At 43.8% G+C, this 22,814-nt stretch carries 20 protein-coding genes; 16 read left to right on the top strand and 4 right to left on the bottom strand.

Annotated elements, in window-relative coordinates; all coding sequences use genetic code 11:
- Positions 1-12 precede the first annotated feature (12 nt).
- The 7 genes from GJS45_RS07970 (at position 13) to GJS45_RS07940 (ending at position 8,225) form a co-directional block, all read left to right on the top strand.
- Positions 13-2,127: a peptidylprolyl isomerase gene (locus tag GJS45_RS07970; RefSeq protein WP_162340953.1), complete on the top strand. Its 2,115-nt coding sequence runs from the start codon at positions 13-15 to the stop codon at positions 2,125-2,127.
- 99 nt (positions 2,128-2,226) lie between these two features.
- Positions 2,227-2,493: a DUF493 family protein gene (locus GJS45_RS07965; protein ID WP_162340952.1), complete on the top strand. Its 267-nt coding sequence runs from the start codon at positions 2,227-2,229 to the stop codon at positions 2,491-2,493.
- A 12-nt stretch (positions 2,494-2,505) separates the two neighbouring features.
- Positions 2,506-2,736, top strand: coding sequence for a 4a-hydroxytetrahydrobiopterin dehydratase (locus GJS45_RS07960; protein ID WP_162340951.1), 231 nt, complete (start codon positions 2,506-2,508; stop codon positions 2,734-2,736).
- Positions 2,736-3,422, top strand: coding sequence for a 16S rRNA (cytidine(1402)-2'-O)-methyltransferase (rsmI, locus tag GJS45_RS07955; protein ID WP_162340950.1), 687 nt, complete (start codon positions 2,736-2,738; stop codon positions 3,420-3,422). The genes GJS45_RS07960 and rsmI overlap by 1 nt, the downstream gene beginning before the upstream one ends.
- A 5-nt stretch (positions 3,423-3,427) precedes the next feature.
- The gene (locus GJS45_RS07950) at positions 3,428-4,222 is read left to right on the top strand and encodes an inositol monophosphatase family protein (RefSeq protein WP_162340949.1); all 795 of its coding nucleotides are present in this window, start codon (positions 3,428-3,430) and stop codon (positions 4,220-4,222) included.
- 229 nt (positions 4,223-4,451) lie between these two features.
- The gene (locus tag GJS45_RS07945; RefSeq protein WP_162340948.1) at positions 4,452-5,060 is read left to right on the top strand and encodes an NADPH-dependent F420 reductase; all 609 of its coding nucleotides are present in this window, start codon (positions 4,452-4,454) and stop codon (positions 5,058-5,060) included.
- Between the two features lie 159 nt (positions 5,061-5,219).
- The gene (locus tag GJS45_RS07940; protein WP_162340947.1) at positions 5,220-8,225 is read left to right on the top strand and encodes an AsmA family protein; all 3,006 of its coding nucleotides are present in this window, start codon (positions 5,220-5,222) and stop codon (positions 8,223-8,225) included.
- A 2-nt stretch (positions 8,226-8,227) separates the two neighbouring features.
- Here the strand turns inward: GJS45_RS07940 and GJS45_RS07935 are convergent, their stop codons facing one another.
- Together GJS45_RS07935 and GJS45_RS07930 are read right to left on the bottom strand one after the other, a co-directional pair.
- A complete protein-coding gene (locus GJS45_RS07935) occupies positions 8,228-9,151 on the bottom strand; it encodes an AEC family transporter (protein WP_162340946.1) in 924 nt (307 codons plus the stop codon).
- A 59-nt stretch (positions 9,152-9,210) separates the two neighbouring features.
- Positions 9,211-9,582 (bottom strand): UDP-glucuronosyltransferase, encoded by a 372-nt coding sequence (locus GJS45_RS07930; RefSeq protein ID WP_162340945.1) that lies wholly within the window; start codon positions 9,580-9,582, stop codon positions 9,211-9,213.
- A gap of 158 nt (positions 9,583-9,740) precedes the next feature.
- On the opposite strand from GJS45_RS07930, the gene GJS45_RS07925 reads away from it, so the two are divergent.
- The 5 genes from GJS45_RS07925 to rpiB all read left to right on the top strand — a co-directional run bounded on the left by GJS45_RS07925 (position 9,741) and on the right by rpiB (position 15,270).
- Positions 9,741-10,100: a hypothetical protein gene (locus GJS45_RS07925; RefSeq protein WP_162340944.1), complete on the top strand. Its 360-nt coding sequence runs from the start codon at positions 9,741-9,743 to the stop codon at positions 10,098-10,100.
- A 118-nt stretch (positions 10,101-10,218) separates the two neighbouring features.
- Positions 10,219-12,486, top strand: coding sequence for a TonB-dependent receptor (locus tag GJS45_RS07920; protein WP_162340943.1), 2,268 nt, complete (start codon positions 10,219-10,221; stop codon positions 12,484-12,486).
- Positions 12,487-12,696: 210 nt separating this feature from the next.
- Positions 12,697-13,965 carry a serine hydroxymethyltransferase gene (locus tag GJS45_RS07915; RefSeq protein WP_162340942.1) on the top strand — a complete coding sequence of 423 codons (1,269 nt, stop codon included), beginning with the start codon at positions 12,697-12,699 and terminating at the stop codon, positions 13,963-13,965.
- A gap of 13 nt (positions 13,966-13,978) precedes the next feature.
- Complete coding sequence (tatC, locus tag GJS45_RS07910) at positions 13,979-14,824, top strand: twin-arginine translocase subunit TatC (RefSeq protein WP_162340941.1); 846 nt, start codon at positions 13,979-13,981, stop codon at positions 14,822-14,824.
- A gap of 11 nt (positions 14,825-14,835) precedes the next feature.
- Positions 14,836-15,270, top strand: a complete 435-nt coding sequence (gene rpiB / locus GJS45_RS07905) for a ribose 5-phosphate isomerase B (RefSeq protein ID WP_162340940.1) — start codon at positions 14,836-14,838, stop codon at positions 15,268-15,270.
- A gap of 40 nt (positions 15,271-15,310) precedes the next feature.
- Here the strand turns inward: rpiB and GJS45_RS07900 are convergent, their stop codons facing one another.
- Positions 15,311-16,678, bottom strand: a complete 1,368-nt coding sequence (locus tag GJS45_RS07900; RefSeq protein WP_162340939.1) for a hypothetical protein — start codon at positions 16,676-16,678, stop codon at positions 15,311-15,313.
- A 121-nt stretch (positions 16,679-16,799) separates the two neighbouring features.
- Here GJS45_RS07900 and rbfA point away from each other — a divergent pair, with 121 nt between their 5' ends.
- The 4 genes from rbfA to purU all read left to right on the top strand — a co-directional run bounded on the left by rbfA (position 16,800) and on the right by purU (position 22,366).
- Positions 16,800-17,183: a 30S ribosome-binding factor RbfA gene (gene rbfA / locus GJS45_RS07895; RefSeq protein ID WP_162340938.1), complete on the top strand. Its 384-nt coding sequence runs from the start codon at positions 16,800-16,802 to the stop codon at positions 17,181-17,183.
- Between the two features lie 11 nt (positions 17,184-17,194).
- Positions 17,195-18,418: an FtsX-like permease family protein gene (locus GJS45_RS07890; protein WP_162340937.1), complete on the top strand. Its 1,224-nt coding sequence runs from the start codon at positions 17,195-17,197 to the stop codon at positions 18,416-18,418.
- A 110-nt stretch (positions 18,419-18,528) separates the two neighbouring features.
- A complete protein-coding gene (locus GJS45_RS07885) occupies positions 18,529-21,465 on the top strand; it encodes a DEAD/DEAH box helicase (protein WP_162340936.1) in 2,937 nt (978 codons plus the stop codon).
- Between the two features lie 46 nt (positions 21,466-21,511).
- Entirely contained in the window at positions 21,512-22,366 is an 855-nt protein-coding gene (gene purU / locus GJS45_RS07880; RefSeq protein ID WP_162340935.1) for a formyltetrahydrofolate deformylase, read from the top strand.
- 39 nt (positions 22,367-22,405) lie between these two features.
- Here purU and GJS45_RS07875 read toward each other — a convergent pair whose 3' ends face one another.
- Entirely contained in the window at positions 22,406-22,813 is a 408-nt protein-coding gene (locus GJS45_RS07875) for an META domain-containing protein (RefSeq protein WP_162340934.1), read from the bottom strand.
- Position 22,814: the final 1 nt, after the last annotated feature.

The raw sequence follows: 22,814 nt of genomic DNA, 5'->3' as shown, positions 1-22,814 counted from the left end.
AAAAACAGGAGAATGGCATTAATAAAACAAATTAGACAAAGAACCGGTCTTGCAATCGGAGTGATTGCGGTTGGACTGATTTTCTTTTTAGTGGGAGGAGATATTCTGGGCCCCAATTCAATGATTTTGGGTTCCAGTCGGACCACCGTGGGAGAAATTGCCGGTGAAGACATCTCATATGATGAATATGTTCAGAAAATTGAACAAACCAAGATGAGGTTTCAACAAGAAACGGGCAGAAACCCCAGTGAAAACGAGCTAGCTAGTATACGGGAACAAGCCTGGCAGGCATTGATTGTCGAAAAGATCTTTTCCGAGCAATACAAAGAATTGGGAATGGTGATATCCGATGAAGAACTCGTGGATATGGTCCAGGGAAAAAACATTATCGGCGAGCTCAGAAGGCAGCTTACCAACCCTGAAACTGGTGAGTTTGACAGGGATCAGTTAATCACCTTCTTGCAATCCCTGCAGGATGCGGACCCGCAACAGCAAATGTTTTGGGCGCAACAGGAGCAATTGTTTGCAGATTCCCGCTTACGGATCAAATACGACAACATGCTGGCAACTTCCGAATACGCTACTACAGCGGAAGCCAAACTGCAGCACAAAATGGCGAATACCATTGCAGATGTGAGGCATATTCAGATTCCGTATTATGCGGTTTCTGACTCCTTGGTTCAGGTGACGGACTCAGAAATAAGGTCGTATATTAACAGTAATCAGGAGAAATTTCAGGTGGAAGAAAGCAGGGGAATACAGTACGTACGGTTTCCACTAGATCCCAGCCCAGAAGATTCAGCGGCCACCCTGGACCAAATTAACGGTTTGGTGGCAGAGCTTCGGGAATCGTCAAATGATTCCGCATTTGTCATGAGAAATTCCGAGGCTCAAAATCCTTTCCAGACCCTAAATCCGGGCGATCCCCTTCCGTCAAATTTCACCAATAACGTGGAAGAACCTGAAGAAGGAGTGGTTTATGGTCCGTATTTAAGCAATAATTCCAGCTACGTGGCCTATAAAATCAGCGAGCAATTCGAAGGTGATCCACGTATGAGGGCCAGCCATATTTTGTTAAGTACTGAAGGGATGGAAGGAGCGGCCAAAGAGCAGGTAAGAGCCAGGGCACAGGAAGTGTTGGATGAGGTGAACGAAACAGGAAATTTTGAAGTAGCGGCATCGCAATACGGGCAGGATGCTACCGCTCAGCGAGGTGGCGATTTGGGTTGGTTTTTTAGGGATGATTTTGTGACCGAATTTGCGGATGCGGTATTCGATGCCAATTCCGAAGGGGTCATTAATGAGCTGGTAGAAACCGAATATGGTTTCCATATCATCAAGGTAACCGAGACGGCTCAAACCTTAACCCGAAAGCTGGCCGTGTTAGAGCGGGAATTATTAGCGAGTGACATTACCAGAAACGATATATTCAGGAATGCAGATTATTTTGCGGCAAATTCATCCAATGGGACCACCTTTGAGGCTAACGCTGAAAAGGAAGACTACGAGGTGATGGCGGCCAATGGAGTAGGGCCAACAGCGCGTTCCTTAAATAATATGGGCGGTGCCAGGGAAGTCATCCGTTGGGCATTTAACGATGCTTCTATTGGCACTGTTTCTCCTGTTTTCGAATTAGACGATGCTTACGTGGTAGCCTTACTTACCAACAAAACGGAAGCGGGTGATGGCAGCATTAATGATCCGGTCATCAAGGCCCAAGCTAGTCAGGAATTGAGGAATGAGAAAAAGGCTGCCTATATTGGGGAACAAATCGCCGGTGTGGAGAATTTGGAAGCGATAAAAGAGGTGTTTCCGGATGCTTCTATAGGGAGTACTCCAGATCTTAGGATGAATGCAAGTGTATTGCCGGGAGTTGGATTTGCCCCCAAGGCAGTAGGTGCTATTTTCGGTCTCCAGGATGCTGGAGAAATGACAGATCCTATTCAGGAAGACATTGGTGTAATCGTGGCACAGCTGAATAGCATCATTCCAGCCTCTGAAATTGCAGATTATACTCGCTATCAAAATGAAATTACAGATAACGCCTCTCAAAGAACGGCATACATGATCATGATGGCCATGGAGGAATTAGCGGAAGTAAAGGATTATCGGTATAAGTTCTTTTAAATAGCTTGAGATACCTTATATGAATCCCATTCCAAGATCGGAATGGGATTTTTTGCTTTTAAGGGATTTAATTTGCCCAAAAAATGGTTAACAGTATATATGAGTAGTAAAATCGATGCTATTTCCTTCAAGGAAAAACTGGAAAACCAAACCAGTTTCCCAGCCTTGTATATGTTTAAATTTATTGTCCCGAGTGGTAAGGAGGGAGAAGTAGCCGCCCTACTGCCGGGTAACGAGATGAAATTGAAAGTGTCGTCGAAAGGCAAATACACCAGTGCCACCATCAAGGCCATGATGCCTGACAGTCAATCCATCATTGATATATATATAAAGGCAGCAGAGATTGAAGGAGTAATCGCATTATAAAAAATCAATAGTATGTGGAAAGAAGAAGACAGTAAATTAGTTCAGACGTTTGAATTTAAAGATTTTCAGGAGGCTTTTGCTTTTATGACGAGAGTAGCCTTTCTGGCAGAGGCGCATCAGCACCATCCCAACTGGAGCAACGTGTACAACAAGGTACAGATAGAGTTGACGACACACGATAAGGGAAACACCATCACCGAAAAGGATAGAAAATTGGCCAAGGCCATAGATGAAATTAACTAATGGAAGAAAACACTTCCATTAGTTTGTATTTAGTACCTACGCCTATTGGAAATTTAAAGGACATTACCCTTAGGGCATTGGAAACATTGCAAGGAGTAGATGTCATTTTAGCAGAAGATACCCGAACATCAGGAAAACTGCTAAAGCATTATGACATCAAACGTCCTTTGGAGAGTTATCATATTCATAACGAACACCAGAGCATTTCCAGGCTGTTGCACAGAATGGGAGAAGGGGTCGTTTTTGCGCTTATCACAGATGCAGGCACACCGGGAATTTCTGATCCTGGCTTTCTCTTGGTAAGGGAGACAATAGCCGCTGATTTTGAGGTCTGTAGCCTTCCAGGAGCCACCGCAATCATTCCTGCACTAGTCAATTCGGGATTGCCAAATGACCGTTTTGTATTTGAGGGTTTTCTACCTCACAAGAAGGGCAGGAGGACAAGGATTGATTCGTTAATAGGAGAAACCCGAACCATGGTTTTTTATGAATCTCCGTATCGTTTGCTAAAAACCCTGCAACAGTTTTCGGATGTATTTGGCCCGGAGAGGCAGGTTTGTGTAAGCAGGGAGTTAACCAAGATTCATGAGGAAAACGTTCGAGGCAGCCTACAGGAAATAATAACTTATTACACTGAAAATACCCTTAAAGGAGAAATCGTGATCACATTGTCGGGAAAACAATGAAAAGCATGGAATTGGAACGTATTACGCAGCAAGTAGCCAGTCTAGCTCGAAAAGCAGGAGCCTTTATCAGGCAAGAAGGGAAAAAGTTTAATCGTGAAACAGTAGAACAGAAAGGGTTCAATGACCTGGTTTCTTATGTGGATAAGGGCGCAGAGGAAATAATCGTCAAAGGCCTATCCGAAATTTTGCCCGAGGCCGGTTTTATTACCGAGGAAGGTACCAAATCTGATACTGATCAAGAGCTGACCTGGATTGTTGACCCCTTGGATGGAACCACTAATTTCGTTCATGGAATTCCGATGTTTGCCGTTTCCATAGCTCTGGCGCAGGGGACCGATATTTTGTCGGGGGTGGTCTACGAAATTAATTTGGATGAATGCTTTGTTGCGTATAAAGGAGCAGCAGCCACCTGCAACGGAAAAGCTATCCGGGTTAGCAAGGCGGATCAGCTTGCAGATAGTTTGGTGGCAACTGGTTTTCCCTATAATGACGGTGGTAAGACAGCAAAGTACCTGGAATTGCTTTCTTATTTTCTAAAGAGTACCCATGGGCTTAGAAGGCTTGGTTCTGCGGCTGTAGACCTGTGCTACGTTGCCTGTGGAAGGGTGGAAGGTTACCTGGAGTATAACTTGCAGTCTTACGACATTGCAGCGGGTACATTGATTGTAAAACAAGCCGGTGGAGAAATAAGCGATTTCAGTGGAGGAAATAATTACCTCTTTGGAGGTCAGATATTGGCAAGTAATGCGAAGATCCATAAAGACCTACTTGCAGCGATTGAGTCAAATTTTGAACTTTAGAAAGAATTAATTGACCTATAAAATCTGTGATTAACTACAAAAAACATAATTCAAAAAAAATAATTCAGTCTGTGAAAAAAAAATTTGTATTTTCGCTATAATTGATTAGCTTTCAATTATTTAAAGCATTATTCTTTTTGACAACCAAATCACCCAGTCCTTGAATCTCTTAAGGTTTAAAAACAAACGGTTGTCAAATTAGTTTCACTGACATAATAATATAGATAAAATGAATATAGGAATTTTAGGAGGCACCAATCTGGCGACCAACTTGGGAAATAAGTTTATCGCGAGAGGAATGGATGTGGTATTTGGCGTTCGTGAAGGATTCAGTACCCGTAAAGTGGAGTGGAAAATTCTTAAAATGCAAAACCACTACGTACTCAATTACGCAGACGCTATTTCCGCTTCAGATATCGTTATTATCTGCTGCGAAAACGAATTTTTACCAGTGGTTTGCACCTATCTAAAGGAATACGGGTCGCCTGATAAATTGTATATCGATAGTACCAATGGGGTGCACGATGAGACGTTGGGATGCAATACTACCTTTATTCGAGAGGAAACAGGACATCAAAAAATATTTAAAGCATTCAATAATTTAGGCCTGGACTATCCCAAATCCGATCCATTGGAATTGATAAAAGAAACCTACTTTTGTGGAGATAGTACCAAGGATCGGGTTCTACTCAAGAAATTAATCGAACTCATCGGATTCAAGGCCATCGATGCAGGTCTTATCAAGAATGCTTGTTTACTGGAAGCAGTGTACCATTTAAGTAAGGAAATCTCTACGGCCAAATCAGGCGACTGTCATTTCCGGTTGATGTCGGTGTAATCCCCTGACTGGAAAGTGATTTTTTACCCTTATTGTATCATTTTTATTGCTACCGTTAATCGGTATCGTTTTTGCAATCATAATATATAGCTGCTAGTTGCGGATTCCCGTATACATAGGCAGTACCCTTTTATTCTAATTTTTAAGATTGATAATATCATGAGAAAAATCTTATTTGTCGGCTTTGCTTTATTTGCCTTTGTGCTTTTGGCACTGGCAGCGGTTCCTTTTTTCTTCAAAGACAAGATTTTTGATAGCTTAGATAAGGAACTAGCCAATGCAGTGAATGCCCAGGTATATTACGACCGGGATGAAATAGGCTTAAGCGTTTTCCGAAGTTTTCCACAGTTATCTGCTACGATGGGAGATTTTGGAGTCAAGGGAAATCCTCCTTTTCAAGGGGATACCCTGCTCCATGTGGGATACCTGCAGGTAGATATAGATATCTGGTCCGTATTATTCGATGATAATCCCAGTTTGAAAGGTGTTCATTTGGAAGAGGGGCAGATCTATGTAAAAGTGTTGGAAGATGGACAAGCCAATTACGACATCGCAAAAGCGGTAGAAGAGGAAGTCGATCAGCCGGAGCCGGACTCCTCATCGTTTCAGTTGGGGGTGGATTTTATCGAGGTAAATAATCTGGACCTGATTTACGATGATCGTTCACTGGATTACTTGATGGTGCTTTCCGACATGAATCTGCAAGGGAGCGGTGATCTGACCCTGGATGTTTATGACTTGATGGTAAGTGGAGACGCGCAGGTAGTAAACGTTACCTACGAGGGAGTAGAGTACCTTTCGGATAAGCTCCTTACCCTGGATTCAAAGGTTAATGTGGATCTGGAAAAAATGCGTTTTTCTGCGAAAGACGCCTTTCTAAAATTAAACGAATTTGGCTTTGAAATAGATGGCTTCCTGGCAATGCCCGAAGAAGACATAGAAATGGATTTGGCTTTTTCCGGAGAAAACAATGATTTTAAGAGTGTTTTATCTTTGGTTCCGGGAATTTACTCTGATTCTTTTGATGACCTGACTACTTCAGGAGAAATGGATTTTGCGGGTAGTGTCAATGGCGTGTACAATGAGACTAGTTTTCCAGGTTTCCAATTCGCGCTTATGGTAGACGATGGAATGTTCCAATTTCCGGACTTGCCAAGACCCGTTCAGCATGTTAACATGGACTTAAAAGTATCCAACAGTAGCGGAAATTTGGACCTGACCACCATTGATCTATCCCAATTTTCTCTTGAATTTGGAAATCAACCCGTTTTGGGCCGCTTCTATCTAAAAGACCTGGTGAGTTACGAAATGGATGCCGGACTCAAAGGGAATATCAACCTGATGGAGCTCACCTCTATTTTTCCTCTGGAAGGATTTGAACTTAAAGGAACACTTTCACTGGATATGAGCGCGAAGGGTAGGTACGATAGTGCGGCCCAGATTATTCCCACTATCAGTGCGCAAGTCGGACTGGATGAGGGATACATAAAGACCAGCGAATACCCTGCCCCCATAGAACAGATTAATTTCCGGGCGGAGGCCTCAAATTCCACCGGGCGCATGCGCGATCTGATGCTGGATGTGCCTTCTTTTGGCTTTAAATTGGAGGAAGAGGCGGTTACGGGAAGTTTTCAGGTATCGGACCTCGAAGATTTGAATTACGATTTTTCCTTGCACGGAGCAGTGGATCTGGCCAAAATGGCTTCGGTATTACCCTTGGAGAACACCCTACTGGAGGGCAGGATTCAAGCAGATATTGATACAAAGGGAAGTTACGATGCCATTAAGAATAACCGTTTTGCTCAGTTGGAAACCAGTGGAGAAATGCAGGTTAACGATTTTTATTTTGCCGATAAAGATTATCCCCAGGGAGTACGGATACACGAGGCACGTAGCAATTTCAGTCCTCAATCCATCAATTTGACCAAATTTGACGCTCGGTTGGGGGAAAGCCCCGTCCAGGCCAGCGGCTCGCTTTCGGATTACATGGCATACCTACTTGGTGACGAAGCAGAAAGTCTGAAAGGAAATCTTGATATCTACTCCAGTAATTTCAACGTCAACGAATGGATGACCTCCTCAGAAAGTTCCGAAGAAGATACGACTTCATTAGAGGTGGTGGCTTTGCCTGAGGATATTGACTTTACCATGAGTGTAAAGGCAGACCGGATTATTTATGACAACCTGTCTCTGGCAGATGCCAGTGGTGTAGTACGTCTAAAGGATGGAGTGCTGAATCTGGAAGGGTTTAAGACCAATACATTAGGAGGCTCCCTTGGTTTTGACGGCAGCTACAATGCCACGGATATTACCCATCCTACATTTGACATGCAGTTGGATATTTCCGGTTTGGGTATTCAGGAGGCATTTCAATCATTTGTTACGGTCAAGGCCTTTGCTCCAGTGGCCCAGCATGTGGTTGGAAACTTTTCGACAAGCTTTTCTTTTTCCGGATTGCTGGGACAAGACATGATGCCGGTTTTGTCCAGTTTGGACGGGAAGGGGTTCATAGAAGTTACTGAAACAGCCGTTAGAGACAGTCCCTTGATACAGGGTATTGCCAACTTAACGAAGCTAAACGATGCTTCTTCCCTTCGATTAAAACCATTGAATATCGGTGCTGAAATTGTCGACGGCATGTTAAACGTGGCCCCTTTTGAATTGCAGTTGTGGGATTATCCTACTACCATTCAGGGAAGCACCGGCTTTGATGGCCGGATTAATTACCTGGTATCCGTGGATGTGCCAGCAAGTAAATTTGGGTCCCAGGTGAATAGCCTGGTGGCCGGTATCGCCGGAACAGATCTTTCCTCTACCACCATTCCTTTGGCTATTAATGTTGGCGGAACGTATGGGAGCCCTAATATTTCCCTTGCAAACTCAGAAAGTCTGGATAGTTATATTTCGAATGCGCTTAAAAGTCGCCTGTCAGGTGAAAAAGAGAACGTACAGGAGAAAATCGCCGCTGATTTCAAGGCAAGGGAAGATAGCCTGAAACAAGAGGTCAAGCAAAAGGCAGAAGTAGCCCGGGATAGTGTGGAAAAAGAGGCGACCAAATTGGTCGACGAAACCAAAGAGAAAGCTGTGGATGAGGTAAAAAACTTGCTAAGAGGTTTTACAAATAGGAAAAAGCCTACGGAAGAGCCAAAACCGGATCCAGAGTAAAATCATCGAATTAACTCCAGTAAGTAATACCAACCCGTCAACGTAAGAAATGATAAAGGGATTCCGATACCTACCAGCAGTGAGGCGAGCTTTGGTCGTAGATTATAGTTGGTAGCGATGATAGAAGAAGTAATCATGGGGGCCATGGCGGCCTCCATCACACTTACTTTAAAAATCAGATTCTGTTCCGGATCCAGACCCAATATCCAGTGATATACCAAAAAGATAATGAACGGGATTAAAAGCAACTTATGGATTAAGCCAATCCATAGAAAATTGTCTTTAATGTCCTTGAGTTTTATTTTGATCTGCAGCCCCACTGCAATTAGGGCAATAGGGGTGAGGGTTCCGGCAAAACTTTCCAGTATATCCTGGACCACGCCCCGGATTTCTACCTGAAAAATATTGAGCAATAGGGACAGTATAAAAAACAGGAACGGCGGAAACAGTAACATTCTTTTAGAAATATCCCTTTTACGCATTTTTTCCGCTCCGTAGAGAGAGGCCACAATGATTGCCAGACTGCTGACTACTAAAAAAGATCCTGGCTGATCCACCAATACGGCAATTTTTAGTCCTTCCGCTCCGTATAGGGCCTCTATGATAGGGTAGCCAACAAACCCCGTATTGGACAGTCCTCCACAAATAATGAGACAGCCAATGGTATTTCTTTTCCATCCCAGTTTTTTACCAACATACCCAAACAGCATCCAGCTTAGCGAAAACACAATCCACGCCACAGAAATGGGTAAAAGCAACGAAGGGCTTAAATTTAGTTTGGAAATATACAAGAGCGATACTGCAGGCAAAACCACATAAATGAGGTAGGCATTGAGTGCCTTAGGTGCTTCGGATGGAAATTCTTTTATTCTCTGAAGGAAGATGCCGACAAGAATGGAAGTAATGACAAGTAGTATATTGGACATGGGATTAACTTGGGAGCAAAGCTACGGAATTTATGAGCATGTAGTGAAGGTGAACCTGCCTAAAGATATCCAAAATGGGCACGTTTCTGGGAGAAATATTCCTCCAGTTGGGGGTACAGTTTGCTTTCCGCCATCGGAATTCCAGAGAGTGTTTGATTGATATTTCCCATTTCCGTTTCCGGATCTACTTCCAGGGATTCTACCAAAAAGATGAGCTCCTGCAAAGGGAGAGGTTCCTTACTCACCGCTGGTTTGAAAGTGTATTCATTGCCGTAAAAATCGACAATTTCAAAAAAAATTTCGCCGTCCAGTGCGGTAGCAAAGATGCAGATTTCCTCACCCCACTGGCTTTCGGGGTAGGTCAGCTTGACGAGGAGGGAACTTGCTCCAGTCCCGTTGAAGTACGTTTCAGGTCTGTAATCAAAATCCATCGATCGCAAATATAAGCGATAATAATCCCATTTCGAAATCAGGAATCGATTCGGTACATTTGTTAGACGAGGCTAATTAAATTATGAGACATATCTTTTAATTCAGTTGGTGACGGAGTAAATATTGTTTAATTTTGTTTTTAATCGAACGCTGGTTCTTGAAGTCTTTCCGAAACATAGTGCCCTTTGTAAGCTACGGCTTGCTGGTATTGGTTATCCTGATGCAGGTCAACAGCGTGGTTTTTTACCATGAGCATGACCTGGAATCCGGGGAGACTATCCGGCATGCACACCCTTTTCTTTCTGAAGAGGAGGAACAAAATCGGGATCACTCGGAAAATGAGATCCTTTTATTGGATATGGTTACCCATGTTCACTATTTTTTACCTGAGATTTTGGGGTTTGTTTCCGGAATTTCGGAAGTTTACGAGGTTCCCCGGCCATTTTTACTTACGGAAAGCCCCGGTATCCAATTTAGGGAAATACTATCGCTACGAGGCCCCCCGGTCATTGTTTAATTCTTTTGCCCAAAAGCTGATTATCAAGCAAGGGGCTACTTATTTACAATCTTTTTCTATTGCTGCTCGGTTGCTGCATTGAAAGGGGTTGCTTCTTCACTATATTAATTTGATTTTTATGAAATACGTTATAACCCTGGGAGTATTCCTATTGGCTTCTATTTCCGTTGTCCAGGGGCAAAACCTATCCCTATCAGGTACCGTTCGGGATGCCAGCACTGCCGAACCATTAATTGGAGTAACCATCTTTGTCCCGGAATTGGGCAGGGGTACCGTTTCCGATAGGCAAGGCCTTTTTGCTATGGAAGGGCTTCCAGCACGGGACCTTACGATCCAATTTTCCTATATTGGATACGCTACAGCACTTAAAAGAATCAATCCATCGGAGCAAGCAAGACTTGATGTCCAATTGACCTCCGCCACCGCTTCGGTGGACGAGGTGGTGGTTTCTGCGGCCTATGTTATGAGTAAAGAAAGTTCTCCCATTTCCATCGAAAAAATAGACCGGCAATCCATATTGAGAAACCCTTCTCCCAGTCTCATGACGGCTCTGGCAAAAACTCCGGGGGTAAGTGAAGTGTCGCTGGGTCCGGGGATCAGTAAGCCGGTGATCCGGGGGCTTTCTTTCAGCCGGGTATTGTCTGTATACCAGGGGGCAAGATTTGAAAATCAGCAATGGGGGGCAGATCATGGCCTGGGGCTTACCGAGACCGGCCTTTCCGGAATCGAAATCATCAAGGGGCCTGCTTCCATTATATACGGTTCCGGAGCCATGGCTGGGGTCGTCAACCTGATTGAAGAGGCGGACGCACAGGCAGGCGAGGTGTCCGGTGACGTGAACGTACGCATGTATAGCAATTCCCTGGGAAGGAGATTGGATGCCGGCGTAAAAGGAGCCGGTCAGAAAGGATTTTTCTGGTCTCTGAGAGGTGCTTCCGAGTCTCATGCAGACTATTTGGACGGATCGGGAAGTCCGGTTGGAAACACCCGTTTCCAAACCCAAAATATTAAAGCAGGGATGGGCCTTCGAAAGAGTTGGGGAGATACCCGTATTCGCTATACCTTTCTGAAACAAAAATTAGGGATTTTGGATGAAACGAATCAGGAGCTATTGGTAACCAGCCGAAACGACCGAGCGCTTCAGTTGCCTTTCCAGGATGTAACGGATCATTTTTTAAATTCGGAGAGTAACGTGTTTTTGGGTGATGATAAATTAAAAGCAACTTTTGGTTACCACTGGAATTTCAGGGAGGAGACGGAGACTGAATTCGACCAAGTTGACTTGGGCTTACAGCAATCGAATTTCATGTATGACATCAAATATTACAAATCCGTTTGGGAGCAAACCGAGTTAATTTTCGGATTACAGGGGTTTTATTTGAACACGATAAATTACGAAGAGGCAGCAGAAATATTAATTCCCGATGCTACCAAGGATGACCGTTCCCTGTATGCGCTTTTTAATTACTCGAATCCGGAATGGGTCGTACAGGGCGGAATAAGGTATGATTACCGAAAGGTGACGGCAGATGCCAGCGGCCAAAATTTTCTGGATTATGGTTTTGAACTGGAAGGTTCTCCGGAAAGCAGGACGCTCAGCAGGTCTTTCGATGGGATGACGGGCAGTGCTGGAGCCACTTTCAGGCCCTCCGAAAACTGGCGGTTCAGGCTGAACGTCGCATCCGGTTTCAGGGCGCCGGATTTAGCCGAATTGTACTCAAACGGACCGCATCCCGGGACGGCCAGGTTTGAGCAGGGAAGTGCTGATTTTGTCAGGGAACAAAACATCCAGTCGGACCTGGGGGTGCGATACCGGCAAGCCGATTTCGCTATTTCAGTTGAAGGGTTTTATAACCGGGTCAATAATTATATTTATTTTTCTCCCACTGATGAGCAGATGGGAGACCTGACGATTTGGAGGTTTGAGCAGGACAATGCCGGACTTTACGGTGGAGAGGCCTTGCTAGAAGTTCATCCTTCCGGAATGCCCTGGGTTTCTGGGAGCACTTCTTACAGTATGGTTATAGGAAAACGAAGATCGGATCAGAGCTATCTTCCCTACATACCTGCCTTTCGATGGAATCAGGATCTTACCTTTACCCTCAAGGAGTTGGGTATATTAAAGCGTCCCTATCTGAACCTGACAGGAAGTCTCGTTCTGGATCAAGACAAGCCGGCACTACTGGAAGAGTCTACACCGGGTTATTTTATCATGGGGCTTCATTTTGGAAGTGAATTTAACCTATGGCAACAGAAATTGAATGCCTCCTTATCTGCCAATAATTTGCTGGACGTGCACTACCTGGACCATATGTCTCTTTACCGCCCATTCGGTGTCAGGCAGTTAGGTAGAAATATTTCACTTAGCCTCCAGTTTACGTTTTGATCTCAGAAGCTGGATTTTAGGACTGGCCTCTCAATAGAAGAGCAGGTCCGATTTTTCTTGAACATATGACCAATCAATTTGAAAAGACAATTGGATTATACATAGTTTAGGAGTAATTTTGGCATTCGAATTTGAAATCAACCGGATTGCTACTTTCAAATTTTCCTTTCAGAGAGGAATGGGAGAAAAGCAATATGACTGGATCACCACATGAAACGAGATCAACTAGTATTTGACCTGATCGCCAGGGAAGAGGACCGACAAAAGAGAGGAATAGAGCTAATCGCTTCAGAGAACTTCACCAGTAAACAAGTCATGGAGGCGGCTGGCAGTGTACTCACCAATAAATATGCAGAAGGCTTACCGAAAAAAAGGTATTATGGCGGCTGTGAAGTGGTGGATGAAATTGAGCAAATTGCCATCGACCGGGCCAAAGAGCTTTTTGGCGCTTCCTGGGCGAATGTGCAACCCCACTCGGGTGCACAAGCCAATGCGGCCGTGTTTTTAGCTTGCCTGAATGCTGGAGATGCTATTTTGGGTTTTGATCTTTCTCATGGAGGACACCTGACCCATGGTTCTCCGGTCAATTTTTCCGGAAAACTATACGACCCCCATTTTTACGGGGTAGAAGAAGCTACCGGAGTAATCGACTATGATAAGGTGGAGGAAAAAGCGGTTGCGGTGAGCCCCAAACTACTGATTTGTGGTGCCTCAGCCTATAGCCGGGATTGGGATTACGAAAGGCTTCGGCAGATCGCTGACCAGGTAGGAGCGATTTTACTCGCAGATATTTCCCATCCTTCGGGACTTATTGCCCGTGGATTGTTGAAAGATCCGCTGGAGTTTTGTCATGTGGTAACCACCACTACCCATAAGACCTTGCGTGGACCCCGTGGAGGACTGATCTTGATGCGGGAAGATTTTGATAATCCTTTTGGTGTCAAAACACCTAAAGGAGAACTTCGCAAAATGTCTTCCCTGTTGGATTCAGGAGTTTTCCCGGGAACACAAGGAGGTCCTTTGGAGCACATCATTGCCGCTAAAGCCATCGCCTTTCAGGAGGCGCTTACAGATGAGTATATGGATTATGTGGTGCAGGTAAAGAAAAATGCATCCGTAATGGCCGAGGCGTTTGTTGCAAAAGGGTACCAATTGATTTCAGGAGGTACAGACAATCATTTGATGCTAATTGACTTGCGAAACAAGGGATTAACCGGTAAAATCGCCGAGGAAACCCTTGGGAAAGTGGATATTACCATCAATAAAAACATGGTTCCTTTTGATACAAAATCACCCTTTGTAACTTCCGGAATGCGAATTGGTACGGCAGCGGTGACAACCCGTGGACTCAAGGAGCAGGATATGAAAAAGATTGTCGAGTTGATAGATCGCTCCCTTATTCATCACGAGCAAGACGATCAACTGGCGACAATCAAGGCTGAAGTAAACGAGTGGATGGTTCAATTTCCCTTATACTAAATAATAAACCTACGTGGCACTGGATCAATATAACGAAGAAGAGGAAGAAGATAATGGCATGTCCTTCCTGGACCATTTGGAGCAACTGAGGTGGCACCTGTTGCGATCTATATCCGCCATCTTGGTTTTTATGGTGCTTGCTTTCCTGGCCAAAGGGTTTGTTTTTGGCCAGGTGATCCTTGGTCCATCCAAGATAGACTTTGTTACTTACCGGGTTCTTTGCCAGTTATCAGATTTCTTTTCTCTACCTGCGCTATGTATCGAGAAGTTGCCTTTTATCATTCAAAGTCGGCAGATGACAGGGCAGTTTTCCATGCACATCACATCCAGTTTGGTGATCGGGTTGATTGCTGCCTTTCCCTATGTTTTCTGGGAAGTGTGGCGGTTTATCAGTCCGGGATTGTATGCTAAGGAAAAAAACGCAGCACGCGGTGCCGTGTTTTTTGTAAGTTTACTGTTCTTTATGGGAGCAAGTTTTGGGTATTACATCCTGTCGCCACTTTCGATTAATTTCTTATCCAACTACCAGTTGGATCCTTCCATTGCGAATGAATTTGACATTACTTCTTACGTGTCCACTTTGTCCATGTTAGTATTGGCATCAGCTGTAATGTTTCAATTGCCCATAGTTATTTATTTTCTTACCCAGGCAGGCTTGGTTTCATCGTTGATGTTAAAAACATACCGGCGACATGCCATCGTGGTTATATTGGTGTTGTCTGCGCTCATTACGCCACCGGACGTGATTAGTCAAATACTTATTGCTATGCCTATATTGGTGCTTTATGAAGCCGGAATAATCATTGCCAAAAGGCTAGAGAAAAAGCGCAGGGAAGAAGAGTTAGAAAACGGATTTTAACCTACCCAGTAATGTCTAAAACAATTGCCATCGGCGGAGATCATGCAGGCTTTGCCTACAAGGAAAGACTGATAGTGATATTAAAAAAAGAAGGGTATGAGGTCCGGGATTTTGGACCCTATACCGACGCTTCGGTAGATTATCCGGACTATATCCATCCCTTGTGTGAAGCGGTGGAGTCGGGCGAATTCAAGCAGGGAGTCCTTTTGTGTGGTAGTGGAAATGGGGTTGCCATCACGGCCAATAAGCATCAGGGTATTCGTGCCGCTATCTGTTGGAATGAGGAGCTGGCTGCACTGGCCCGGCAGCATAATGATGCCAACCTGATTTCCGTACCCTCCCGCTTTGTGTCTTTCGAATTGGTCGAAAAGATGGTTTTTAGGTTCCTTAACACCGAGTTCGAAGGGGGCCGGCATGCTCGTAGAGTGAACAAAATACCTTGTTAGAATTTTCGGAAGGGGGCTGAAGGCTCTTTTATAGAGGAAGTCAATTACTGATTTTCCGGATGACTCCATCCTTTTCGGGACGGTACATTGTTTCTAAGGAAGGGATATTCCTTGACCATTCCTGGTATAACCCTTCTTCGTCGATGATGATATCAGGAGATTCTTTCCGGAGGTCACGTAAAAATTTCATTTTTCGTTCCATGGCATTCATTTGCTCAAAATAGACCCGGGTCAGCCTGAAATTTAAATAAGGATTCGCAGTCCCGGTACGCGTGTATTTTTCGAGGCTTTCTCCCAGGACCATGATTTTTTCTGAAGCGGGTTGTCCAGATGATACTTTCTGGCGAACAACATAGGTGTCAAAAGAAGGTGATTCGATTTGATAAAATACCCAACTGTATCCAATAAGCGGAAGAAGGATCAGGTAGCCATAAATTAAGGTCTGCTGCAACATACGCTTGTTGCTTAGGTTAAATAAGTGTGTGGTAAAATATGCCAGTGCGGGTAACATGGCCAGAAACTGATAGGGACTGATGCGGTCCACCAAGAAAAAAGAAGCCAGGTTTACCAAAAGAAAAACCAGCAATAATTGATTCTGTTTTTGTTGCGTAACATTCATCCGGCGAAGGAGATTGTTTTTAAAATACCCAAAAAGGGCAAGCACAATCGGGAAGGAAAAAATAAATAGCAGGTCGCTGAGCGAAACATGTTGGACCGGCACGGCTTGAAAGCTCAGAAAAAGATAGATGGTAATAAATTCAGATAAGCCCTCCTGCATAAAAAAGAAAACAGCGCAAAAAGAGAGCGGTAACAGGTAGGCTGTAAGTAAAAGGCATAACTGTTGGAAAGAAAACCCAATGATCAGCACCGCAGCTAAAATCAGAAAGGGAAGGAAGACCAGGTAAGCAAAATGGAAACAAAAGGCCACTCCCGCCCAAAAACCCATCAGGAGGATAGCCGGGACGGTATTGGCGTTGATAGTGGTTTGCTGCAATAGATGGCCGAGTGCCAGTAATACAAAAGTACTCCCCATTAAGGCAGGCGAAAGGGTTAGAAAATCAAACGAAAGCTGAAATAGAATGGTCATAACGAATGCCGGAATGAAGTTCGATTCCTCGTATGCATTTATTTTTATCAACAATTCGTTGGTATAATAGATCTGAAATAGGATGATAAAAAAGGAAATTATCCGGAAGGAACTCAGCGAGTTGGCGGCCAGGAGGTAGTTTAACCAGTAAACCAAAACCGAAAATGGCCCGGTCCCATCTATGGTATCCACATAAGGTAGGTTTCCGGAAGCTGCCCGCTCACCAATCATTTGCCAAAGCAACTCTGGCTGGGTAAGGGGTATGTCCATTAAAAAATAAGGAATACGAAAAACCAGTAGGAGAAAAAGGATTCCTACCATTCGTAAGGGGTCATTAATTTTGAAAAATTCGAGCAAGGCCTATCTTTGTTTAAAACTCAATTTACGAAATTAAAGGTTACCCGTATATTTCACTAAATTTGTGAATAATAAAAATGTCAGCATGGAAAGTAAGCGTCAACAAAAATATTCCAAATTGATTCAAAAGGAGCTTGGAGAGCTTTTTCAGCGCGAGGGAAAACCTTTGGTTGGAAAGGCCATGGTAACGGTCACCCGAGTATTGATGAGTCCGGATTTAGGGGTAGCCAAGATAAATTTAAGTTTTTTATTAGCTGATAATCAGCAACTTTATTCCCGAATAAATGATAACAAAGGTCAGATCCGGAAGTTTTTGGGAAACCGGATCGGAAAATCCGTTCGGATTATTCCTGAATTGGTTTTTTACCTGGATGAATCGGCAGCCTATGCACAGCACATGGACGATGTTATTTCCAACCTGGATATCCCCGATGCCCCTGATGAAGACGAAAATGATCCTGAAAATTAATTCCTGCCAGGTTGAACTTATCCTATTTTATAGCGGCCCGGTATTTCAGGAGTAAAGCTAAGAAGAACTTTATCACCGTTCTGTCAAGAATCTCCATGATCGGCGTAGCTGTGGGGACCATGGCACTGGTCGTAGTTTTGTCCGTCTTCAATGGATTAGAAGATTTAATCAAAGGCTTGTACGCTTCCTTTGATGCAGACTTGAAAGTCATGCCGGTCCTGGGAAAGTCGTTTCCGGTGGATGAAGCCTTCCTTTCCTCCTTAGAAAGAATGGAGGGAGTCGCTATTTTAACGGAAGTTATCGAAGACAATGCCCTGGTACGGTATGGAGACCATCAGGTGGTGGCTACTCTCAAGGGGGTGTCGGATAATTTCCTAGATCAGAATAGGTTTGAAAACGGACAGCTCGTGGGAGAAATGAGCCTTGGGGAAGCGGAAAGGCCCCAAGCCATTCTCGGTAGGGGGCTTTCCTACTTTTTGCTGATGGATTTAGATGATGAGTTTGAATTGATGCAGGTGTTTTATCCCAGGGAGCCCAGGGCAGGAAGCATTGACCCCAGTAGTATGTATAACCGGGAGCTTATTCGGCCAGCCGGTATTTTTAGCGTTGAGAAACAATATGACGACGAATACGTGATTGTGCCGTTGAATTTTGCCGCCAGTTTGCTGGAATATGGGAACAGGCGTAGTGCACTGGAAATAATGGTAGCAGATGGTTATTCTATTCAGACAGTTAAGCGAGCTTTGCGGGAATTGCTCGGTCCGGACTTTACGGTCAAGGACAGTGACGAACAGCATGCCAGTCTTTTGATGACCATACGGCTGGAAAAACTATTCGTATTTCTAACGCTCACTTTTATTCTGGCAGTAGCCTCATTTAACATCTTTTTTTCATTAAGTATGTTGGCCATAGAAAAGAAAAAGGATATTGCGGTATTAATTTCCATGGGAGGAACTCGGAGATTTATCCGATCCATCTTTTTGAAAGAAGGAGCTATTATCGCCTTTTCCGGGGCATTGGCAGGTTTGATCCTCGGGTTTTTAATATGCTGGGTACAGGACAGGTTTGGTTTGGTCTCGCTGGGGATTACTTCTTCTGTAGTAGATGCCTACCCGGTAAAAATGCAATGGACGGATTTTCTATACACCAGCTTGAGTGTTATTGTCATTACCATGCTGGCCTCTTACCGTCCTGCCCGGATCGCTGCAAAAGTAAATACCACGCAGCATTTGTAGGCGATTAAATGGATGATCTGTTTAATTTTTTTAAATATTTCTGTAATTTGCAAACTGCCAATTTCAAAAACCAGCAGTATTAATTTTGATTTTGTTCAAAAACAGCCTCCATGAAAGTAGCTTCTGACAAGCCATTTGAAATCGTTTATTCCCTTTTCAGCCATGAGTTTCTGGGGATCCTTTTTGAATCCTTTGCTGTACAGCTGGATGAGAAAGGCAGGTTATCTTTTGCCTACCAAAATATTTCTTATCAAAATGCCAGGGAATTCGGGGAGGGGCTGGATGAGACCGACCTGGAGTTGATCCGGCTAATGGACAGCATGCAGCAGGAAGCCATTGTAAAGAAATACAATGCAAAGAATACCAAGCCCAAGGAGTTTTTGCGAAAAGTCTTCGATCAAAACCAATCCACTCAGGCGAATAAGGAAATTCAGAAACTGATCGAAGGAAAGCTGGAGATAACGCGGTCCAAAATCCTGGATAATATCAAGCATAAGCGGCTGTTTGAAATGGGCAATGATGGGAATCCGGTCTGGAAAGAAATCCAGATCATGCCCGAAAAAGCGTCGGTTTTATTTCATTTTAGGAGAAATGAAGACAATACCCATTATTTTCCCACCCTAAAGTATCAGAGCGAAAAATTGGAATGGCAATACATGGGAAGTTACCTCATTTGTCATCAGCCCGCCTGGCTGGTAGTGAATTCCCGGCTTTTTAGTTTTGAGAAGGATGTAGATGGGAAAAAATTATTGCCTTTTCTGAACAAAAAATTCATCGTCATCCCTAAAAAGGTAGAAGAATCGTATTACCAGAAATTTGTAACCCAGTTGGTCGCCTCCTTTGATGTATTTGCCAAGGGTTTCACCATAAAGGTGAATCGATCCAACCCGGAGCCGGTCCTGTTTTTAGGAGATTTGCCTGGCAATCCTACGGTTGACATGTTTGGGAAAAATACCGGTTTGGAGGATGAGGAAAAGATGGTGTTTGACCTTCGGTTTACCTATGGAGATTTTACTTTTCGCGCAGACCAGGCAAAGCCCACCAATGTGGAATTGGAAAAAAATGGAGACGATTACACCTTTTATAAAGTGGTTCGGGATCTTTCAAAGGAGAACTTTTACAGTGATTTTTTAAAATCCAAAGGCTTGCCGGTACGGAATGGCCGCTTCCCCATGAACAAGCGGGATGCCTACGACTGGATTATCAATCACAGGCCGGAACTGGATGATTTAGGTATAAACATCCATCAGGCGACCCAGGAGAAAGGGAAGAAATATTTCATTGGTTCGGCAAAGATTAATGTAAAAATTGCCGAAAAGATTGATTGGTTTGACGTTGAGGCGACGGTTACTTTTGGAGATCATGAAATTTCCTTTGTGAAATTCAGGAAATTACTGATGAAAGGGAAGACGGAAATTGAACTTCCTAATAACGAGGTAGCCATTATTCCGAAGTCCTGGTTTGTAAATTACGCAGAGATTTTTTCTTTTATGGAAGAAAAAGAAGCGGATCAGGGTAGTTTTAAATTAAAGAAACACCACATTGCCCTTGCTCAGGAGCTCGAAAAGGGAAATCTGATCAATCTTTCACTGAGTGAGCGATTGAAAAAGCTAAAGGATTTTTCCAACATTGATGATTACGAATTGTCGGGTTATTTTAAAGGAACCCTTCGTCCCTATCAGAAAGCTGGTTATAATTGGATGCGCTTTCTCAATGAATATCATTTTGGAGGATGCCTGGCAGATGATATGGGCCTGGGAAAAACAGTACAAACCCTGGCGTTTTTGGCCATGGAGAAAGAACGGTCGGAGGGGACCACCTCCCTGCTGGTAATGCCTACATCCCTGATTTATAACTGGGAGCTGGAGGCTAAAAAATTTACCCCAAAACTCAAGATTCTTATCTATACGGGTACCCAACGCGTCAAAGACAGCAACCAGTTTGGACAGTACGACCTGGTGCTGACCTCATACGGAATTACCCGCCTTGATATTGATATTTTGAAAGCGTTTTATTTTAACTATATCATTCTGGACGAGTCTCAGGCGATCAAAAATCCTGATAGTATTATTTCAAAAGCGGTCATTCAGCTAAATAGTAACCATAAATTAATCTTAACAGGAACTCCGGTAGAGAATGGTACCATGGACCTGTGGTCACAGATGAATTTTATTAATAGAGGCCTTCTTGGCGGGCAAGCAGCATTCAAGAAACAGTTTTTGATGCCTATAGAGAAAAAAAATGATAAGGATAAAATCCTGAAATTAAATGCCATGATCAAGCCCTTTATCCTGCGCAGGCTTAAGTCCCAGGTGGCAACCGATCTACCCGAGAAGGTTGTCAATGTAAAGTACTCCACCATGACGGAGGCGCAGGAAAAAGCCTATGAAGAAGTCAAAGCCTATTACCGGGATAAAATCATTAACGAATTGGCCATACCTGGCGTTTCCCAAAAATCCCTTACATTACTTCGAGGATTGACACAACTCCGCCAAATGGCCAATCATCCAAAAATGGCGGATGAAAACTATCAGGGCGATTCCGGTAAGCTGGAAGATATAATGCATATGGTTAAGTCTACCGTAAGTGAAGGGCATAAGGTACTGATATTTAGCCAGTTTGTCCGGCATTTGGGCATCGTAAAGCAGTTTTTAAAACAAGAGAAGATGCCGTTCGCCTATTTAGATGGAGCTACCAAAGACCGGCAGGCGCAGGTTACCCAATTTCAGGAAGATCCGTCGATTCAAGTGTTCCTTATTTCACTAAAGGCCGGAGGTGTGGGTCTTAACCTGACAAAGGCAGAATATGTATTTCTACTGGACCCCTGGTGGAACCCCGCAGTCGAATCCCAGGCAATAGACAGGGCTCACCGGATAGGTCAGCAAAATAAAGTCATGATTTATAAATTCATTACAAGAAATTCAGTGGAAGAAAAAATTATGGCCCTACAGGAAAGAAAAATGGCACTAGCGGGTGAATTGATAAGTACCGAGGAAAGTTTCATCAAAAGCCTCTCGAAGGAAGACATTTCAGCACTGCTGGCCTGATTCAGGCTTTTTGTTCTTAAATTTGCGCTAACCAACCTTCCCTTCCATGCATACCGCCATACTTATTATTCAATGTAGAGACCATAAAGGAATCGTAGCAGCGGTTTCCCAATTTTTGTATGAAAACAATGGCAATATTCTAGCCATCGATCAATACATAGATGAGGAGATGGGTGATTTCTTCATGCGTGCTGAATGGGAGCTCGAAACCTTTGGTATTGGTAAGGATCAGATTCACGAGAAATTTGGCCGTCAGGTAGGCAAGCAATTTGGGATGAATTATACCTTGTCCTTTAATTTTCCCAAGCCAAGTATGGCCCTATTTGTTTCAAAGTTATCGCATTGTCTTTTTGATATACTCAGCCGGTACTATTCAGGGCAGTTTGAAGTGGACATTCCCCTGGTGATTTCCAATCATGAGGATTTGGAACCAGTAGTGAAGGCTTTTGGGATTCCCTTTCACCATATTCCGGTAAGCAAAGCCACAAAACCCGAACAGGAAGCCAAGCAGCTCGATTTACTCAAAGAAAATAGAGTCGATTTTGTAGTCCTGGCGCGCTATATGCAGATTCTTTCAGGCGATTTTATTTCGCATTTCCCTAATCGGATCATCAATATTCACCATTCGTTTCTGCCCGCTTTTGTTGGGGCAAAACCCTATCACGCAGCCTATAAAAGAGGGGTTAAAATCATCGGAGCCACGGCCCATTACGTAACAGAAGACCTGGATGCCGGCCCGATCATCGAGCAGGATGTGGCCAGGGTCAGGCATCATAATACCATCGATGACTTGGTACAGATCGGGCAGGATGTGGAAAAGGTGGTACTTTCCAAGGCTATAAAGTACCACCTTGCCCAGAAAATTAAAGTAGTTGGTAACCGAACAATAATTTTTAGTTAACCTGATTCAGGTTCGATGCCGGAGGACTGTACCTGCGATCTATTCATCCTTTTCCATCTCTACTACTATATTCCCACCTTCGTCATATAGGACCAAGGTACCCGCACTATAAGTGTAACTGGTACTGGATTCCAGGTTGGAGAGGTATCGCTTTTCCATGTTGATATCGTCACAGGAAGCATTATCGGAATATAAAGTGGAAAATTTTATTTGTTCTTGATTAAAGGTCGCTGCTCCTCTGAAATCATTGCATCCGGCAAATCCTCCAATTTCCTGATCTTCTTCAAATATCAAGGTGAGCGTTTCCAATTTATCACTGGTAGCACTGCTGCCTGCCAGGTCGGTCACCTTCCAGTCGTGGTCGGAAAGGGTTACCGGCTCGGAATTGCAGGAAAGGAACAGGACAGATAAAACGAATACGGAAGCAAGTGTTGAAAATAATTTCATA

The organism is Cyclobacterium salsum, from assembly GCF_010119245.1.
GTDB lineage: Bacteria > Bacteroidota > Bacteroidia > Cytophagales > Cyclobacteriaceae > Cyclobacterium > Cyclobacterium salsum.
The sequence above is the reverse complement of the archived record's forward strand: the minus strand, read 5'-3'. Positions and strand labels throughout refer to the sequence as shown.

Excerpts from the sequence above, each read along its gene's own strand:
- GJS45_RS07970 (WP_162340953.1), top strand. The coding sequence starts at position 13 with ATGGCATTAATAAAACAAATTAGACAAAGAACCGGTCTTGCAATCGGA.
- GJS45_RS07965 (WP_162340952.1), top strand. The coding sequence starts at position 2,227 with ATGAGTAGTAAAATCGATGCTATTTCCTTCAAGGAAAAACTGGAAAAC.
- GJS45_RS07960 (WP_162340951.1), top strand. The coding sequence starts at position 2,506 with ATGTGGAAAGAAGAAGACAGTAAATTAGTTCAGACGTTTGAATTTAAA.
- rsmI (WP_162340950.1), top strand. The coding sequence starts at position 2,736 with ATGGAAGAAAACACTTCCATTAGTTTGTATTTAGTACCTACGCCTATT.
- GJS45_RS07950 (WP_162340949.1), top strand. The coding sequence starts at position 3,428 with ATGGAATTGGAACGTATTACGCAGCAAGTAGCCAGTCTAGCTCGAAAA.
- GJS45_RS07945 (WP_162340948.1), top strand. The coding sequence starts at position 4,452 with ATGAATATAGGAATTTTAGGAGGCACCAATCTGGCGACCAACTTGGGA.
- GJS45_RS07940 (WP_162340947.1), top strand. The coding sequence starts at position 5,220 with ATGAGAAAAATCTTATTTGTCGGCTTTGCTTTATTTGCCTTTGTGCTT.
- GJS45_RS07935 (WP_162340946.1), bottom strand. The coding sequence starts at position 9,151 with ATGTCCAATATACTACTTGTCATTACTTCCATTCTTGTCGGCATCTTC.
- GJS45_RS07930 (WP_162340945.1), bottom strand. The coding sequence starts at position 9,582 with ATGGATTTTGATTACAGACCTGAAACGTACTTCAACGGGACTGGAGCA.
- GJS45_RS07920 (WP_162340943.1), top strand. The coding sequence starts at position 10,219 with ATGAAATACGTTATAACCCTGGGAGTATTCCTATTGGCTTCTATTTCC.
- GJS45_RS07915 (WP_162340942.1), top strand. The coding sequence starts at position 12,697 with ATGAAACGAGATCAACTAGTATTTGACCTGATCGCCAGGGAAGAGGAC.
- rpiB (WP_162340940.1), top strand. The coding sequence starts at position 14,836 with ATGTCTAAAACAATTGCCATCGGCGGAGATCATGCAGGCTTTGCCTAC.
- GJS45_RS07900 (WP_162340939.1), bottom strand. The coding sequence starts at position 16,678 with ATGGTAGGAATCCTTTTTCTCCTACTGGTTTTTCGTATTCCTTATTTT.
- rbfA (WP_162340938.1), top strand. The coding sequence starts at position 16,800 with ATGGAAAGTAAGCGTCAACAAAAATATTCCAAATTGATTCAAAAGGAG.
- GJS45_RS07885 (WP_162340936.1), top strand. The coding sequence starts at position 18,529 with ATGAAAGTAGCTTCTGACAAGCCATTTGAAATCGTTTATTCCCTTTTC.
- purU (WP_162340935.1), top strand. The coding sequence starts at position 21,512 with ATGCATACCGCCATACTTATTATTCAATGTAGAGACCATAAAGGAATC.
- GJS45_RS07875 (WP_162340934.1), bottom strand. The coding sequence starts at position 22,813 with ATGAAATTATTTTCAACACTTGCTTCCGTATTCGTTTTATCTGTCCTG.